16 protein-coding genes and 4 pseudogenes are annotated in these 13,638 nt (G+C 63.2%); 16 read left to right on the forward strand and 4 right to left on the reverse strand.

The window, feature by feature from the left end; genetic code table 11:
• The 3 pseudogenes from JCM19049_RS18250 to rbfA all read left to right on the forward strand — a co-directional run.
• Positions 1-133, forward strand: a pseudogene (locus tag JCM19049_RS18250) (2-oxo acid dehydrogenase subunit E2); the annotation flags it as partial.
• Positions 130-1,934: pseudogene (infB, locus tag JCM19049_RS22115) on the forward strand (translation initiation factor IF-2); the annotation flags it as partial. The pseudogenes JCM19049_RS18250 and infB, both read left to right, overlap by 4 nt.
• A gap of 236 nt (positions 1,935-2,170) precedes the next feature.
• Positions 2,171-2,604, forward strand: a pseudogene (gene rbfA / locus JCM19049_RS18265) (30S ribosome-binding factor RbfA).
• 139 nt (positions 2,605-2,743) lie between these two features.
• Here the strand turns inward: rbfA and JCM19049_RS02860 are convergent.
• On the reverse strand, positions 2,744-3,847 hold the full coding sequence (locus JCM19049_RS02860; RefSeq protein ID WP_279402337.1) for a ScyD/ScyE family protein: 1,104 nt from the start codon (positions 3,845-3,847) through the stop codon (positions 2,744-2,746).
• Positions 3,848-4,225: 378 nt separating this feature from the next.
• Here JCM19049_RS02860 and JCM19049_RS02870 point away from each other — a divergent pair, with 378 nt between their 5' ends.
• The 12 genes and pseudogenes from JCM19049_RS02870 (at position 4,226) to JCM19049_RS02925 (ending at position 12,333) form a co-directional block, all read left to right on the forward strand.
• A complete protein-coding gene (locus JCM19049_RS02870; RefSeq protein ID WP_279402338.1) occupies positions 4,226-4,756 on the forward strand; it encodes a GNAT family N-acetyltransferase in 531 nt (176 codons plus the stop codon).
• A 22-nt stretch (positions 4,757-4,778) separates the two neighbouring features.
• Complete coding sequence (truB, locus tag JCM19049_RS02875; protein ID WP_279402339.1) at positions 4,779-5,702, forward strand: tRNA pseudouridine(55) synthase TruB; 924 nt, start codon at positions 4,779-4,781, stop codon at positions 5,700-5,702.
• A gap of 75 nt (positions 5,703-5,777) precedes the next feature.
• Positions 5,778-6,155 (forward strand): hypothetical protein, encoded by a 378-nt coding sequence (locus tag JCM19049_RS02880; RefSeq protein ID WP_246049763.1) that lies wholly within the window; start codon positions 5,778-5,780, stop codon positions 6,153-6,155.
• A complete protein-coding gene (locus JCM19049_RS02885; protein ID WP_171021084.1) occupies positions 6,152-6,625 on the forward strand; it encodes a hypothetical protein in 474 nt (157 codons plus the stop codon). Before JCM19049_RS02880 ends, JCM19049_RS02885 begins: the two co-directional genes overlap by 4 nt.
• 59 nt (positions 6,626-6,684) lie before the next feature.
• Positions 6,685-7,633: pseudogene (locus JCM19049_RS02890) on the forward strand (bifunctional riboflavin kinase/FAD synthetase).
• Positions 7,634-7,656: 23 nt separating this feature from the next.
• The gene (locus JCM19049_RS02895; protein WP_054820745.1) at positions 7,657-8,448 is read left to right on the forward strand and encodes a class I SAM-dependent methyltransferase; all 792 of its coding nucleotides are present in this window, start codon (positions 7,657-7,659) and stop codon (positions 8,446-8,448) included.
• Between the two features lie 482 nt (positions 8,449-8,930).
• Positions 8,931-9,200: a 30S ribosomal protein S15 gene (rpsO, locus tag JCM19049_RS02900; protein WP_054820746.1), complete on the forward strand. Its 270-nt coding sequence runs from the start codon at positions 8,931-8,933 to the stop codon at positions 9,198-9,200.
• 226 nt (positions 9,201-9,426) lie between these two features.
• Positions 9,427-10,359 (forward strand): restriction endonuclease, encoded by a 933-nt coding sequence (locus JCM19049_RS02905; protein ID WP_054820747.1) that lies wholly within the window; start codon positions 9,427-9,429, stop codon positions 10,357-10,359.
• 182 nt (positions 10,360-10,541) lie between these two features.
• Positions 10,542-10,904 carry a hypothetical protein gene (locus tag JCM19049_RS02910; protein ID WP_279402340.1) on the forward strand — a complete coding sequence of 121 codons (363 nt, stop codon included), beginning with the start codon at positions 10,542-10,544 and terminating at the stop codon, positions 10,902-10,904.
• Positions 10,905-11,103: 199 nt separating this feature from the next.
• Complete coding sequence (locus JCM19049_RS02915) at positions 11,104-11,421, forward strand: hypothetical protein (RefSeq protein ID WP_279402341.1); 318 nt, start codon at positions 11,104-11,106, stop codon at positions 11,419-11,421.
• A gap of 51 nt (positions 11,422-11,472) precedes the next feature.
• Positions 11,473-11,907 carry a helix-turn-helix transcriptional regulator gene (locus JCM19049_RS02920; RefSeq protein WP_054820750.1) on the forward strand — a complete coding sequence of 145 codons (435 nt, stop codon included), beginning with the start codon at positions 11,473-11,475 and terminating at the stop codon, positions 11,905-11,907.
• Positions 11,908-11,925: 18 nt separating this feature from the next.
• Positions 11,926-12,333: a VOC family protein gene (locus JCM19049_RS02925; RefSeq protein ID WP_054820751.1), complete on the forward strand. Its 408-nt coding sequence runs from the start codon at positions 11,926-11,928 to the stop codon at positions 12,331-12,333.
• An 11-nt stretch (positions 12,334-12,344) separates the two neighbouring features.
• On the opposite strand, the gene JCM19049_RS02930 is transcribed toward JCM19049_RS02925, so the two are convergent.
• Entirely contained in the window at positions 12,345-12,641 is a 297-nt protein-coding gene (locus JCM19049_RS02930; RefSeq protein WP_054820752.1) for a hypothetical protein, read from the reverse strand.
• Positions 12,642-12,856: 215 nt separating this feature from the next.
• Between JCM19049_RS02930 and JCM19049_RS02935 the strand changes: the two genes are divergently transcribed.
• On the forward strand, positions 12,857-13,165 hold the full coding sequence (locus tag JCM19049_RS02935) for a hypothetical protein (protein WP_054820753.1): 309 nt from the start codon (positions 12,857-12,859) through the stop codon (positions 13,163-13,165).
• 139 nt (positions 13,166-13,304) lie between these two features.
• On the opposite strand, the gene JCM19049_RS18270 is transcribed toward JCM19049_RS02935, so the two are convergent.
• Together JCM19049_RS18270 and JCM19049_RS02940 are read right to left on the reverse strand one after the other, a co-directional pair.
• Positions 13,305-13,427 carry a hypothetical protein gene (locus JCM19049_RS18270; RefSeq protein WP_279402342.1) on the reverse strand — a complete coding sequence of 41 codons (123 nt, stop codon included), beginning with the start codon at positions 13,425-13,427 and terminating at the stop codon, positions 13,305-13,307.
• Positions 13,424-13,638 (reverse strand): ROK family protein (locus tag JCM19049_RS02940; protein WP_279402343.1); only part of this gene is annotated, 215 nt, incomplete at its 5' end. The genes JCM19049_RS18270 and JCM19049_RS02940, both read right to left, overlap by 4 nt.

Here is a 13,638-nt window from a genome sequence, read left to right on the forward strand (position 1 = left end):
GTCGGACCTGTCCGGCAGCACCTTCACCATCAACAACTACGTGGTGTTCAACGTGGATGGCTCCGCGGCGATCATCAACTACCCGGAGGCCGCGATCCTGGGCATCGGCCGGGTCGTGGAACGTCCCTGGGTTCGACCGAGATCCGGCTGCGCCGCGGTGCGACCATCACCGATTTCGCCGACAAGATCGGCGCGAACCCGGCAGCCCTGGTCACCGTGCTGTTCCACCTGGGCGAAATGGCCACCGCGACCCAGTCGCTGGATGAGGCCACCTTCGAGGTGCTCGGCGAGGAGCTGGGCTACAAGGTGCTGGTGGTCTCCCCGGAGGACGAGGACCGCGAACTGCTCGAAGGCTTCGGGCTGGACCTGGATGCCGAGCTGGAAGCCGAAACCGAGGACATGCTCGAAGAGCGTGCCCCGGTGGTGACCATCATGGGCCACGTCGACCACGGTAAGACCCGTCTGCTCGATGCCATCCGCAAGTCCAACGTGATCGAGGGCGAGCACGGCGGCATCACCCAGCACATCGGTGCGTACCAGATCGTGCACGAGCACGAGGGCCGCGAACGTCCGATGACCTTCATCGACACCCCGGGCCACGAGGCGTTCACCGCCATGCGTGCCCGTGGTGCCAAGGTCACCGACCTGGCCGTGCTGGTGGTGGCCGCGGACGACGGCGTCATGCCGCAGACCGTGGAGGCGCTGAACCACGCCCAGTCGGCCGGGGTGCCGATCATCGTGGCGGTCAACAAGGTTGACAAGCCCGAGGCGAACCCGGACAAGGTCATGGGCCAGCTCACCGAGTACGGCCTGGTGCCCGAGGAATACGGCGGCGAGACCATGTTCGTGAAGGTCTCGGCGCTGCAGAAGCTGGGCATCGACGACCTGCTGGACGCCTGCTGCTCACCGCCGACGCCAGCCTGGAACTGCAGGCGAACCCGGACAAGTCCGCCCGCGGTGTGGCCATCGAAGCGAACCTGGACAAGGGTCGCGGCGCCGTGGCCACCGTCCTGGTGCAGTCCGGCACCCTGTGCGTGGGCGACACCATCGTGGCCGGCACCGCGCACGGACGTGTGCGTGCCATGTTCAACGAGAACGGTGAGAACCTGGACGTGGCCCTGCCGTCACGTCCGGTCCAGGTGTTGGGCCTGTCCAGCGTCCCGCGCGCCGGCGACAGCTTCCTGGTCACCGAGGATGAGCGCACCGCCCGCCAGATCGCGGACAAGCGTGAGGCTGCCGAGCGCAACGCCCAGCTGGCCAAGCGTCGCAAGCGCATCACCCTGGAGGACTTCGACCAGGCCGTGGCCGAGGGCAAGATCGACACCCTGAACCTGATCCTCAAGGGCGACGTCTCCGGTGCCGTGGAGGCCCTGGAAGACTCGCTGATGAAGATCGACGTGGGCGACGAGGTGCAGCTGCGCGTCATCCACCGTGGCGTGGGTGCCATCACCCAGAACGACGTGAACCTGGCGACCGTGGACAACGCGATCATCATCGGCTTCAACGTCCGCCCGGCCGAGCGCGTCACCGAGATGGCCGACAAGGAAGGCGTGGACATGCGCTTCTACTCGGTCATCTACGCCGCGATCGACGACATCGAGTCCGCCCTGAAGGGCATGCTCAAGCCGATCTACGAAGAGGTCGCACTGGGCACCGCGGAAGTCCGCCAGGTGTTCCGCTCCTCGAAGTTCGGCAACATCGCCGGTTCGATCATCCGTTCGGGCACCATCAAGCGCAACAGCAAGGCGCGCCTGGTGCGTGATGGCAACGTCATCGCCGAGAACCTGTCGATCGATTCGCTGCGTCGCGAGAAGGACGATGTCACCGAGGTCCGCGAGGGCTTCGAGTGCGGTATCGGCCTGGGCTCGTTCAACGACATCAAGGAAGGCGACCTCATCGAGACCTTCGAGATGCGAGAGAAGCCGCGCGACTAAGACCGCGTCAGGCAATCTGCGTGGGCGCGCACCGGAGCAGCGTTCCGGTGTGCGCCCACGCGCCTTTCAGGCTGGTAATCCGCAGCCAACTCGGGCCGTGGCGCTTGGCAAAACCAGGCCGCCCGGACCTAAGCTGGGGGAACCACCGCTTGGGAAACTGAAGCTTGAAGCCGCAGCAGGGCTGCCAGGGCAAACTGGGACCGCTGCTGGGGCTTGAACCGTGAAGGAGTAAGAAGATGGCTGACTCAGCCCGTGCCGCCCGCCTGGCCCAGCGCGTGAAGGTGCTCATGGCGCAGTCGCTGCGCAATGTCATCAAGGACGAGCGGATCGACAACGTGACCGTCACCGACGCCCGGGTCACCAACGACCTGCAGCACGCCACCGTGTACTACACGGTGCTCGGGGAAGCCGAACTGAAGGCCGAGGTCGCGGAGCTGTTGGTGCAGAAGACCGGTGCGCTGCGCAAGGAACTGGGCCGCAACCTGACCATCCGGTTGACCCCGACCGTCGAGTTCGTGCCCGATGAGATCCCGGAAAGCGCCTCGCACCTGGAGGAGCTGCTGGCCAAGCCCGCGAGAAGGACGCCGAACTGGCCGCGCTGCGTGAAGGCAAGACCTTCGCCGGCGGCGAGGACCCGTACAAGAAGGAGTCGGAGGAGGACGAGGAGTAGTCCTCGACCATCAAACCGCTCATCCGCCGCGGCGGATGCCACAAGGATCCCCAGGGTGGCAGGCTCAATGCGAGCCTACCGCCCTGGGGATCCCTTGTTGTGGCCGAACCGCTGTTCCCGCTTGCGGCAGGGGCAGTGGTTACCGCACCCGGGCGCGCACCACCTTCCCCTCCGTGCCCAGTGCATCGGTGCTGGCGATCAGCTGGTGCCCGGAGACCTCCACGTCCGCGGACATTGCCGCCGGCAGCACGGTCACCGCCTTGCCCCGCACCACCTTGGCCACCCCGCCGCCGAACAGTTCGGAGACGTACACCGCGCCACGGTGATCCACGGCCACACCGGTCGGTGCGTTCAGGCCGCTGGCCACCGTGTAGGTCTTCTTGGTGTGCAGGTTCATCTTGTAGACCTTGCCGGTGGCCAGGGACTCACCCGGGGCGCCGGGAAGCACCGTGTAGTACATCCAGTTGCCCTTCACCGTGATGTCGGTGGGTACCGGCTGGGCCCAGTAGGTCAGGCCCAGCATGCAGTCCGGGATCTGGATTCCGGACTCCGAGGCCAGCTGGCGCACGGTTTCGGTGATCTTGATGGGCTCGGCCGGCAGGGCCTTGACCAGCCGGGTCTTGCCGCGGCGGTCCACGTGCAGGATCGCGTTGGCCCCGGCGTCCCCAACGTACACGCCGCTGCGCACCGGCGCGCTGGAGTAGGGGTGGGAGTAGACCTCGCCCTTGGAACGCAGCGCCGGTGCCTGGGCCAGGCAGGCCTTGGAGACCTTGCGTACCCCGTACACGGTCTTGCCGTCCGGGTCGTGCTTGCGCTCGAAGGCCGCCAGGTCCGCGATGGTGCGCACCTTGCCCCGGTGGTCAATGGACTTGAGCAACGCCGGGTCCTTGGGGCTTGGCGGTGCCTGGTCACTGCCGACCGGATTGTCGAAATAGTAGGCGGTGTGCCGGGCGTAGGAGACCCCGGCGATTTCCCGGCCCGAAGCGTTGACCAGGGTCCGCTTCTTGCCGTGGGCGCTGATGGAGGTCAGCTGCCCGGACATGGACTGCGCAACAAGAATCGAGCCATGGTCTCCAAAAGCGATCCGCAGTGGGCCGACGAGATTGGTGGCGACGGTCTTGACGTTGCTGATCCCGGTGGGCGGCCGGTGGTGGTCTTTCTGATGTGCCTGGGCGGGGGCAAGGCTGAGCGTGACCGCCAATGCGGACGCGGCGGCCCCGGCCGCTATGTGTCGAAGCTTCATGATGATTCCTCGTCAAAGGGTGCCGCGCTCCAAAAGGACCGCAGCAGCTGCAGTTGGTCCGCATGGTTCCCGGGGCATCGCTAGAAAAGGTGGCAGGCTGATCGCGGAGGAGAGGGAGCGTTTCGTAGCAAGAACTGAAGGCAGTGAGCGATGGGGAACGTTTGCGAGTGACACCGTGGAAACGGGATGCGCTCGGTGCCCCAGCTACACCGTGCTCAACGGTGGCGACATGTGCCGTCACGAGTAGCCACGACTTTATGAACTGCTGTGCGCGCGGTCAATGGCAACCGTGGAAAGCACGTACTTCATGGGCCGAAAGCGGGTAGCGGATGGACTGCTGTCCGCACCAGCAGACGGTTGGAGCCTAGGCTGGACACCATGAGCGAGCCATCTGCAGGGTACCGGATCCGCCGCGCGCGGCCCGAAGACGAGGCGGGGGTGGCGAGGCTGTGCCAACGCAGCGGACAGGCCGGCTGGGGCCGCGAAGCACTGCGGAAGACCGCATCACGGGTCAGTCTCGTGGCCACGCAGGACGATACCGTCATTGGCGTTGCCAAGACCCATTGGCATGCTGAGCCGGACCGTGCCGCGCCGGCAGGGCATTACCTGGGCGGGATTGTCATCGACCCGCGGTGGCGCAGACACGGGGTGGGCCAGGCGCTGACAGCGGCACGCCTTGCCTGGATCGCCCCTCGCGCCGACGTCGTCTACTACTTCACGAACGAGAACAACACGGCCTCGATCAAGCTGCATGAGAGTTTCGGTTTTCAGCTGTTGTTTGCCGCCGGAAGCCTCCATTCGGTATCGGCAGATGACGGCAGGTCCAAGCTCCTGCTTTTTGCGCTGCACCAGTTGTCCAACTCTGTGTCACCGCTCACCCTTGATGATAAGGACAGGCTAAATAGTTGATACCACGCCTATACTGGAGGGCGTGAGTAAAGCCGGACAGCCCCAGGAAACGCAAGCATCAGGTCTGGTGCTGGTCGACAAGGACCAAGCAATGACCTCCCATGATGTCGTCGCCCGCGTGAGGCGGCTGGCCGGCACCCGAAAAGTAGGCCACGCCGGCACCCTGGATCCCATGGCCACCGGCGTCCTGGTGGTCGGCGTGAACAAGGCGACTCGTCTGCTGACCTACATCGTGGGCCATGACAAGACCTACACGGCGACAATTCGGCTGGGGCAGTCCACCGTCACCGATGACGCCGAAGGCGAGATCCTCTCCGAGCGCATCGCCGCGGCGGTCACAGAGGAAGACATCGAACGCGAGGTGTCCAAGCTGCGCGGGGACATCGAACAGGTGCCCAGCCAGGTTTCCGCCATCAAGGTGGACGGCAAGCGTTCCTACGCTCGCGTGCGCGAAGGCCAGCAGGTGGAGCTGAAGGCCCGTCCCGTCACGATCAGCCGCTTCGACATCCTCGAGGTGCGCCGCGAACACGGCGGGAAGATCATCGATGTGGACGTGATCGTATCCTGCTCCTCCGGCACCTACATCCGCGCCCTGGCCCGCGACGTGGGGGAGGCCCTGAACGTTGGGGGACACCTCACTGCCCTGCGCCGCACCGAGGTCGGCCCCTACAAGATTTCCCAGACCAAGCGGCTGGCCGAACTGGCAGAGGAATTCGAGATGCTGCCCCTGGACGAGGCGGCCGCAGCACTCTTCCCGAACCGGACCGTGAGCGTGGATGAGGCCGTGGAGCTGTCCTTCGGCCGCACGATCGCCGCCTCCGGCAGCGTCATGGACGTTACGAAGGACGAGATCGTGGCGGCCTTCGCCCCGAACGGCACCCTCGTGGCGTTGCTCAAGGACCAGGGAGCCAAGGCGCGCACCCAGCTGGTCTTCACCGCCAAATAGCGGTGTGCGGCCGGTGGGGGAACACCGGTGGAGAAAAGCACGACACCTGCACAAGTATCGAAAGGGCACAGGCCTGTGATCATCGTTGACGGCTTCTTTATTGCCGGCGCCATCATTTGTGGCCTGGCCGTGCTGCTGGGCCTGGTCGCCACCATCATCCGCACCTACCCGGATGACTACGCGTTGATCGCCACGGCACTGACCGAAGTCTTCCTGGTGGTTTATGGCATCTCCGCCGCGATCCGCCAGCTGGGCGGACAGCCGATCACCGGGGAAGTCTGGGAATTCTGGGGCTATCTGATCACCGCCCTGCTGATTCCGCCGATTGCCTTCTTCTGGGCCGTCAGCGACAAGAGCCGCTGGGCCAACGCGGTACTAACCGCCAACGGGCTAATAGTTTTCGTCATGTTGTTCCGCATGGAACAGATTTGGGATGCAGGAGCATTGGTATGAGTGAAAAGGCGCGCAACTCGCGCATCGTCGACGCCGCAGCGGCACGCAAGGGCGAGCAGCGCGCGCCCAAGCCGGCACGATCCACGGGCCTGGGTCGAATCATCATCGCGGTGTACGGCGTGCTGGCACTCTCGGCAACGATCCGGGCGCTGTACCAAATGTTCTTCCGGGACTTCTCCGAGGCACCGGTGGCTTACACCCTGTCACTGATTTCCGGGCTGGTGTACATCCTGGCCACCGTGACCCTGGCCTCCTCCAAGCCGAAGGCGTGGTTCACCGCCCTCTACGCGGTGTCCTTCGAACTGGTGGGCGTGCTGGTGGTGGGCATCCTGTCCTTCACCCACCCCGAGCTTTTCGGCCACGATTCGGTGTGGAGCTTCTTCGGCAAGGGATACGGTTACGTCCCGCTGGTTCTGCCGTTCGTGGGCCTGTGGTGGCTGTACCGCAACCGCGATGAGCGCCGCGCCTAACAGACATGTAAGAATTGCTTGGGCAGGTTTGCTGCCCTCCACCACACCTAAGGAGCAACGTGCACTATTGGAAGGGTCTTGAAGCGGTTCCGGCAGCTGTCGGTCCCACGGTGGTGACCATTGGCAACTTTGACGGGGTTCACCTCGGGCACTGCCAGGTGCTGGACCGCGTGGTCCAGCAGGCCAAGCAGCGGGACGCCAAGTCGGTCGCGATCACCTTCGACCCGCATCCGGCCCTGGTGCACCGTCCCGAATCGGCGCCCGAACTGATCATGGGCCTGGCCGACCGCATCGACACCCTGGATGCCGTGGGGTTGGACGCGGTCCTGATGATCCACTACACCCTGCAGTTCGCGCAGAACTCCGCCGAGGACTTTGTGCGTGAGGTGTTCGTGGACAAGCTCGGTGCCGTTGCCGTGGTGGTGGGCCACGACGTGCGCTTCGGCAAGGACAATGCCGGGGACTTCGCGTACATGTGCGAGCTGGGCGAAAAGTACGGTTTCGACGTCATCGGCGTGCAGGACGTGGGGGACAAGCGCCGCCTGTCATCCACCTGGGTACGTGAGGAACTATCCGCCGGCAACGTTGAGGCGCCGCCGAGATCCTGGGCCGCCCCCACCGGATGCGCGGGGAGGTGGTTCACGGCGCCAAGCGCGGACGCGAACTGGGTTTCCCGACCGCCAACCTTTCCAGCGACGCCAGCGGCATCATCCGGCCGACGGCGTCTACGCCGGATGGCTCGTGGATGAGGCCGACATGCGTTGGCCGGCCGCGATTTCCGTGGGCTCCAACCCGACCTTCGACGGCGTTTCGCGAGTGGTCGAGGCCCACGTCATTGACCGGCCTTCCGAGGACTTCGGGGACTTTGACCTCTACGGCCAGCAAATCGTGGTGGAATTCGTCAAGCACCTGCGCCCGATGGTCGCCTACCGGGGCATCGAGGCCCTGATCGAGCAGATGAACGAAGACGTCGAGCAGGCCCGCTCTGTGCTCTCCCAGCAGGCGTAACCGGGCACGGGCTTTGACGGATCATGGCTGAGATTCCCTCGCTGCCGCAGCGCGCCTTCATCCTGCCGGAGCAGAAGCGGGCCGCGATGGCCGCCGCCTACCAGCATGGCGCCAAGAGCTATGACCGGATCCGACCCCCGTACCCGCAGGCCGCACTGGACTTCACCCTGGAGGGGCCGGTCAAACAGGTGGCCGACATCGGGTGCGGCTCGGGGATCTTTACCGAACAGCTGGCCTCGCGGGGTGTCGAGGTGTGGGCCGTTGATCCTTCCCAGGACATGCTCGATGTTCTCGTTTCCCGTTTGCCCTGTGCGCATACCGTCCTCGCGCCGGGGGAGCAGACCGGGCTTGCCGAGTCCAGCGTGGACGTGGTCAGCTACGCCCAAGCCTGGCACTGGGTTGATCCCGAGCAGGCCAGCGCCGAGGCGGCCCGGTTGCTTCGCGAAGAGGGCAGGCTGGTGTTGCTGTGGAACCAGCTGGATGTCTCGGTGCCCTGGGTGCACCGGCTGACCCGGATCATGCATGCCGGGGACGTTCACCGACCGGAACTCATTCCGCCCTTCGGACCCCAGTTCGCGGCCCCTGAATCAGGGATCTGGCACTGGTCCATAGCACTAACGCTTCAGGAGGTCATTGAACTGACCCGTTCGCGCAGCTACTACCGCCGCGCGAACGAAGCAACCAGAAACAAGGTTGAGTCCAACTTGCGTTGGTACTGGTGCGAGCACCTTGGCCATGACGCTGCCGAACGGGTCGACGTGCCATATCTCACCCATGCCTGGAGGGCGCGAAAGATCTCGCGCAGGAGAAAGTAAAGTGGGGCTGCGGAGGCCGGAAAGTGCGAAACCTTTGGCCGCCGCAGCCGTTTGGTCCTACTTCGAAGCGCATTGCTTGCACTTTGGCCAGCCATTCGTGCCCTGGCGCTTGTTACGTTCCGGAATCTGCTTCCCCGTCGGGCAATCACTGTATACGTGATGTACGTCTGGATCCGACAAATTCGTCGAGTGGTAAGCGTTGACTCTCATTTCGTCCCCTCCTTTCACCGGTCACTAGATGTCTACTTGACATACACCTCACGGTAGACGTGGTACCCGACAGTTTAGGTTTTGCCTAATTTCGAGGAAAGACGTGGGTCGACGTGCCATATCTCACCCATGCCTGGAGGGCGCGAAAACGCCGGGGTCGGTGATAGCATTAACGCTGGCCTACGCTGCAGTCCGCGGTTGCGTAGGCTTCGCACTGGGAGTCAAACCCCGGAGCACTACCTTGTAAGCGCGGTCCAACTCTAGGAGTTTGTATGGCACTGGATGCCGCAGTCAAGCAGGAAATCATCAAGGCTTACGCCACCCACGAAGGCGACACCGGTTCGCCCGAGGTGCAGATCGCTGTGATGTCGCGCCGGATCTCGGACCTGACCGAGCACCTGAAGCAGCACAAGCACGATCACCACACCCGCCGTGGTCTGATGGCTCTGGTCGGTCGTCGTCGTCGTATGCTCGGCTACCTGAAGAACACCAACATCGAGCGCTACCGCTCGCTGATCGAGCGTCTGGGTCTGCGTAAGTAGCACCCCCTCGCAAATTTGAAATCCCCGGCGCTGCCGTGGGCAAGTCGACGAAAGTCGGATGAGCTCATTGCGGTGTCGGGGATTTCTGTCTTTCAACATGCTGCTGGTCTGAAGTTTGCAGTGGGCGCTTGTCGCGCACGAGTACGACTGACTAGTGGTATCTCGCTTTCTCGATACTGTGATAGACCAGTATCGAGACTGTCATTTCTGTATTTCAAGGATGCCAATGAGTGAAGTAGTTCCAGAGCAAGAACAATCTGAAGTACCGATTTGGCCCAAGTTTGTTTTACACGTGCTGCTGGTACTCGACGACGGCAGCACACTACATAGGAGAGAACTGATCCGGCGATGCATCGATGCGGCGGAACTCTCGGTAACGGCTCGCGAGGAAACACTCAATTCGGGTGGTCTGCGGGCAGAGCAACGTTTAGGTTGGGCAATCACCCACCTGCTCAAAGCAGGTTGGATTGATAGACCTTCACGAGCTAATTACAAAATCACAGAGGCAGGACGTCGGTGGGCGGCTGAGCATCCACGTGGTCTGACTTCGTTCTCGGAAGCTAACAGAATCTTCGAGCCCTTTTGGTCAGAAGAGAAGAAAGCTGTTATTCCCAAAACAGAAGCTACGCTCGAACAAATTGCAGAAGACCCCATTGAACAGATCGAGTCGGGGATCAATCGGATTACTGAAGACGTGGCGACTCTCCTGCTGACGCGCTTACGCGACAGCCACCCCGATTTCTTTGAAGAGGCCGTCGTCAAGCTGTTGCTGGCCATGGGCTATGGTGGGGCCGAGCAGCGTGGGCGACGTATAGGCGGTACCGGTGACGGGGGAGTCGATGGCGTCATTGACCAGGACGCCTTGGGCCTGGAACGAATCTACGTCCAGGCAAAGCGGTACAAGGAAGGCAACAGCGTCGGGCGCGAAACAATCCAGGCATTCATCGGTGCACTGCACGGATTTGGCGCGAGCCGCGGAGTCTTCATCACCACCAGCACATTTACCCAGCACGCTCGTGACTACGCATCCGGGATCCAGTCGCGGGTCATCCTGATAGACGGGAAGAGACTGGTTTCCTTGATGATTAAGTACCGGGTCGGTGTTCAAGTAAAGCAGACATACGACGTCGTTGAAGTGGACGAGGATTTCTTCGACTAGCAGGCTGAGGCACAGAGCTAACTTCCACCCGGCCGCGAGGACAGTAGAGGAAAGCATCGGGCCGACGCTCAGCGTTCGCTAAAGCGAGCCAAGCTGGTTATCGTGGTTGGCACGTACTTCCATGGCTGGAGCGGTGGTTTTCCTGCACGGCAGGCTCCAGCCAGCAACGAAGGGTTGAATCCATGCCGGAAACTGCAATGTTCGGAATGTCTTCTCGTCTCAAGGTCTTCGTTGCGGCCTGCTTGGCTACCGGTTCGATCTTTACCGGAGCGAACGGACTGACCATCGTCCCCCTGTTGGCAGCGGCGGCGATGCTGGCCGTGGGGATTGCGGCCACGTCGGAATCCGGGCGGGATGCTCAACTTGTCGTCCCTGTCCTAGGGATTATGGCCAGTACTTTCTCCGTCATGGGCACCGCGTTTGTTCTGACCTCGAACTCGATACTTCCCTTTGGCGCCACCGCTGTCATCGCCGCTGTTCCGGTTCTCGCGTGGATTGCTCTAGGCCTGACAATGGGAAGACCTCAGGCGACCGCCACCGCATAGACCCGGCAACCGTCAGCAGACGGCTCGAAGCGCGCAAACCGGCCGGCCCCTGAGCATAGGGCGATGCAAAACCGGAATGAGCCTTCGACTTTGAAATTCCTGCCCGGTTTCTTGGACTGCGGCGGGGTACTGTTTCCTACCTTATGTTGCGTACGGCGATCCGGCGCTGCTCCTGTGTGGGGTACGCTCAAAGTTGACGATGACTGTGGAGGTCAATGCGATGAGCGCAGTACAAACCACCGAATCCATCCGGTCGCAGCCGTTGAACAAGATTTCTGTTTTTGCATTCGTCATCGCACTTCTGAGCGTTTTCGCCCTTTGGTTCTTCGACCTGGCGACCGTGGCGATCTTCGCTGTCGGTGCAGGCCACGTGGCCCTGCATCAGCTGAAGACCACCCCGGGCAGGGGAGTGCTGCTGGCCCGCTCCGCACTTTTTATCGGGTACGCGGTTGCGGCGATATCGCTGATTTCCTTCCTGATGATGTTTCCGGTCATCATTCAGCGCCTCACGCTCTAGACGCTGCCTTGTCACAGAAACCCCTTCAACAGGACCTGAAAGAATAGCGGCATGGGCGCCTCGAAAGCCGAAGGGCACAAACTCCAAAGCATCGTGCTGATCCGCCGGGTACGCGACCGGATCGACCGGGAGTACGCCCAGCCACTGAATCTTGAGGCGTTGGCGCGCGACGCGCATATCTCCAGCGGCCACCTGAGCCGGGAGTTCCGGCGCATCTATGGCGAGTCCCCATACTCGTATTTGATGACTCGGCGAATCGAACGTGCGATGACCCTGCTGCGCCGCGGAGATGTCAGCGTCACCGACGCCTGCTTCATGGTGGGCTTTTCCTCATTGGGGACATTTAGCACCCGCTTCACCGAGCTGGTGGGAGTTGCGCCCAGCGTGTACCGGCATGAGCATTCGCCCAGCAGCCCGGGGATCCCTCCCTGCCAGTCACGGCAGGTCATCAGACCGGTCAGGAATCAAGAAGCCGCCGCGAAATAGCGCTGGTAGCTTTTAGGCATGGACATCAAAATCAATTACGCATTCCTGCCGCACACCGACGGCGAAGCCGCCCTTGGGTTCTACCGCGATGCCCTGGGATTCGAGGTCCGCAAGGATGTCGGATACCAGGACATGCGCTGGATTACGGTTGGTCCGGTGGGCCAGCCGGAAACCTCCATCGTGCTGCATCCGCCGGCAGTGGACCCGGGCATCAACGAGGAAGAACGCGCTACCATCCTGCAGCTGATCGCCAAGGGCGCCTATACGGCGCTGACCCTTTCCAGCGATGACCTTGAAGGGCTGTTCGCACGGCTCGAGGCCGCGGGCGCCGACGTGGTCCAGGAACCCATGGATCAGGACTACGGGGTGCGGGACTGCGCCTTCCGTGATCCGGCAGGCAACCTCATCCGCATCAACCAGGCGTAGGTGCCCCAGCGTCACCGAAAGCCGCCGAACTTCGACAAGGAACCAAAATGCCGCTTCGCCTGGATATGGTTCGGCTCAGATCCTCCGACCCTGTCGCCAGCCACTCCTTTTACCGCCAAGCCTTCGCGCTCAATGACGCCAATGCCACGGATGCCGCCGATACACCGCTGAATATCCACGGCAAGGGTCAGCTGCACATTGTCCCGGGGGAGGAAACACCCCCGGCAAGCCCGACCTTTGACGGGTATGTCCTCGGTGCCATTCTCCAGCAGCCCACCGATGTGGACCAGCTGCTGGGCGCGGCGCACCAGCAGGGGGCACGGATGATCAAACCGGCCAAGAAACAGTTCTTCGGGACTACTCCGCCTCCTTCCACGCCCCGCAGGGAGCGATCTGGAAAGTCTCCGCGGCCACCAAGAAGAACTCCGCCACCGGGCAGGCCTCGCCCAAGCCGAATGAGCTGCTGGTCCTGCTGGGGATTGAGCAGCCCCAGCAGACCGCCACCTTCTACCAACAGCTGGGAATGCTTACCCGCCACGATTACGGGGACAAGTTCATTGACTTCCAGCTCACCGAGGGCGGTTTCCGGCTGGGGCTGCTGCCGCGCAAGGGGCTGGCCAAGGACGTCGGGGCCAACGACGAGGGCAAGGGCCATGACGGTGCCTGGTACTCTGCCATCATGCGGCGTCCCGGGACGCACTGCAGGCACTGCTGGACACGGCACGAGCCGCAGGAGCCGGGAACGTTCTGGAACCGCACCAGCAGGACGGCCAATGGCATGCCGGCTTTAGCGACCCGGCCGGGTACGGCTGGAAGCTCACCAGCGGTGTAGGCAAACCCGCCGAAACACAAAAGTGGCGGCGACTGCGTCCCGATGAGGGAGGAGTCGCCGCCACTGACATGCTGCCGCTTGCTAGGCGGCCACGCTCTCGGCCTGCGCCGGGAACAGGGCCGCGCCGATGGCGACCGCCTCACTGCCTAGCTCGCTGCAGGATCTTCACCGGATGCCCGGAAATGGGCGGGATCTCCTCGAGTGTGGCGCCGATAACCGGTTCCAGCAGATCCCAGGAACGCGCCAGCCCGCCACCGATCACGAAGGCGGACAGATCCAGCAGCCCGGAAACCACCAGGCCGCCTGGGCCAGGCCCTCGCCGGCCTCCTGGAAAATTTGTTGCGCCGCGCCATCGCCCTGCCGGGCGGCTTGGGCCACCTGCTGGGCGGTCAGCGGAGAACCGGTCATCTCGTAGTAGCGTGCCGCCACCGAGCGGCCCGAGGCCAGGGTCTCCAGGTGGCCGAGCCGGCCAC

It is taken from the genome of Arthrobacter sp. JCM 19049 (assembly GCF_001310435.1).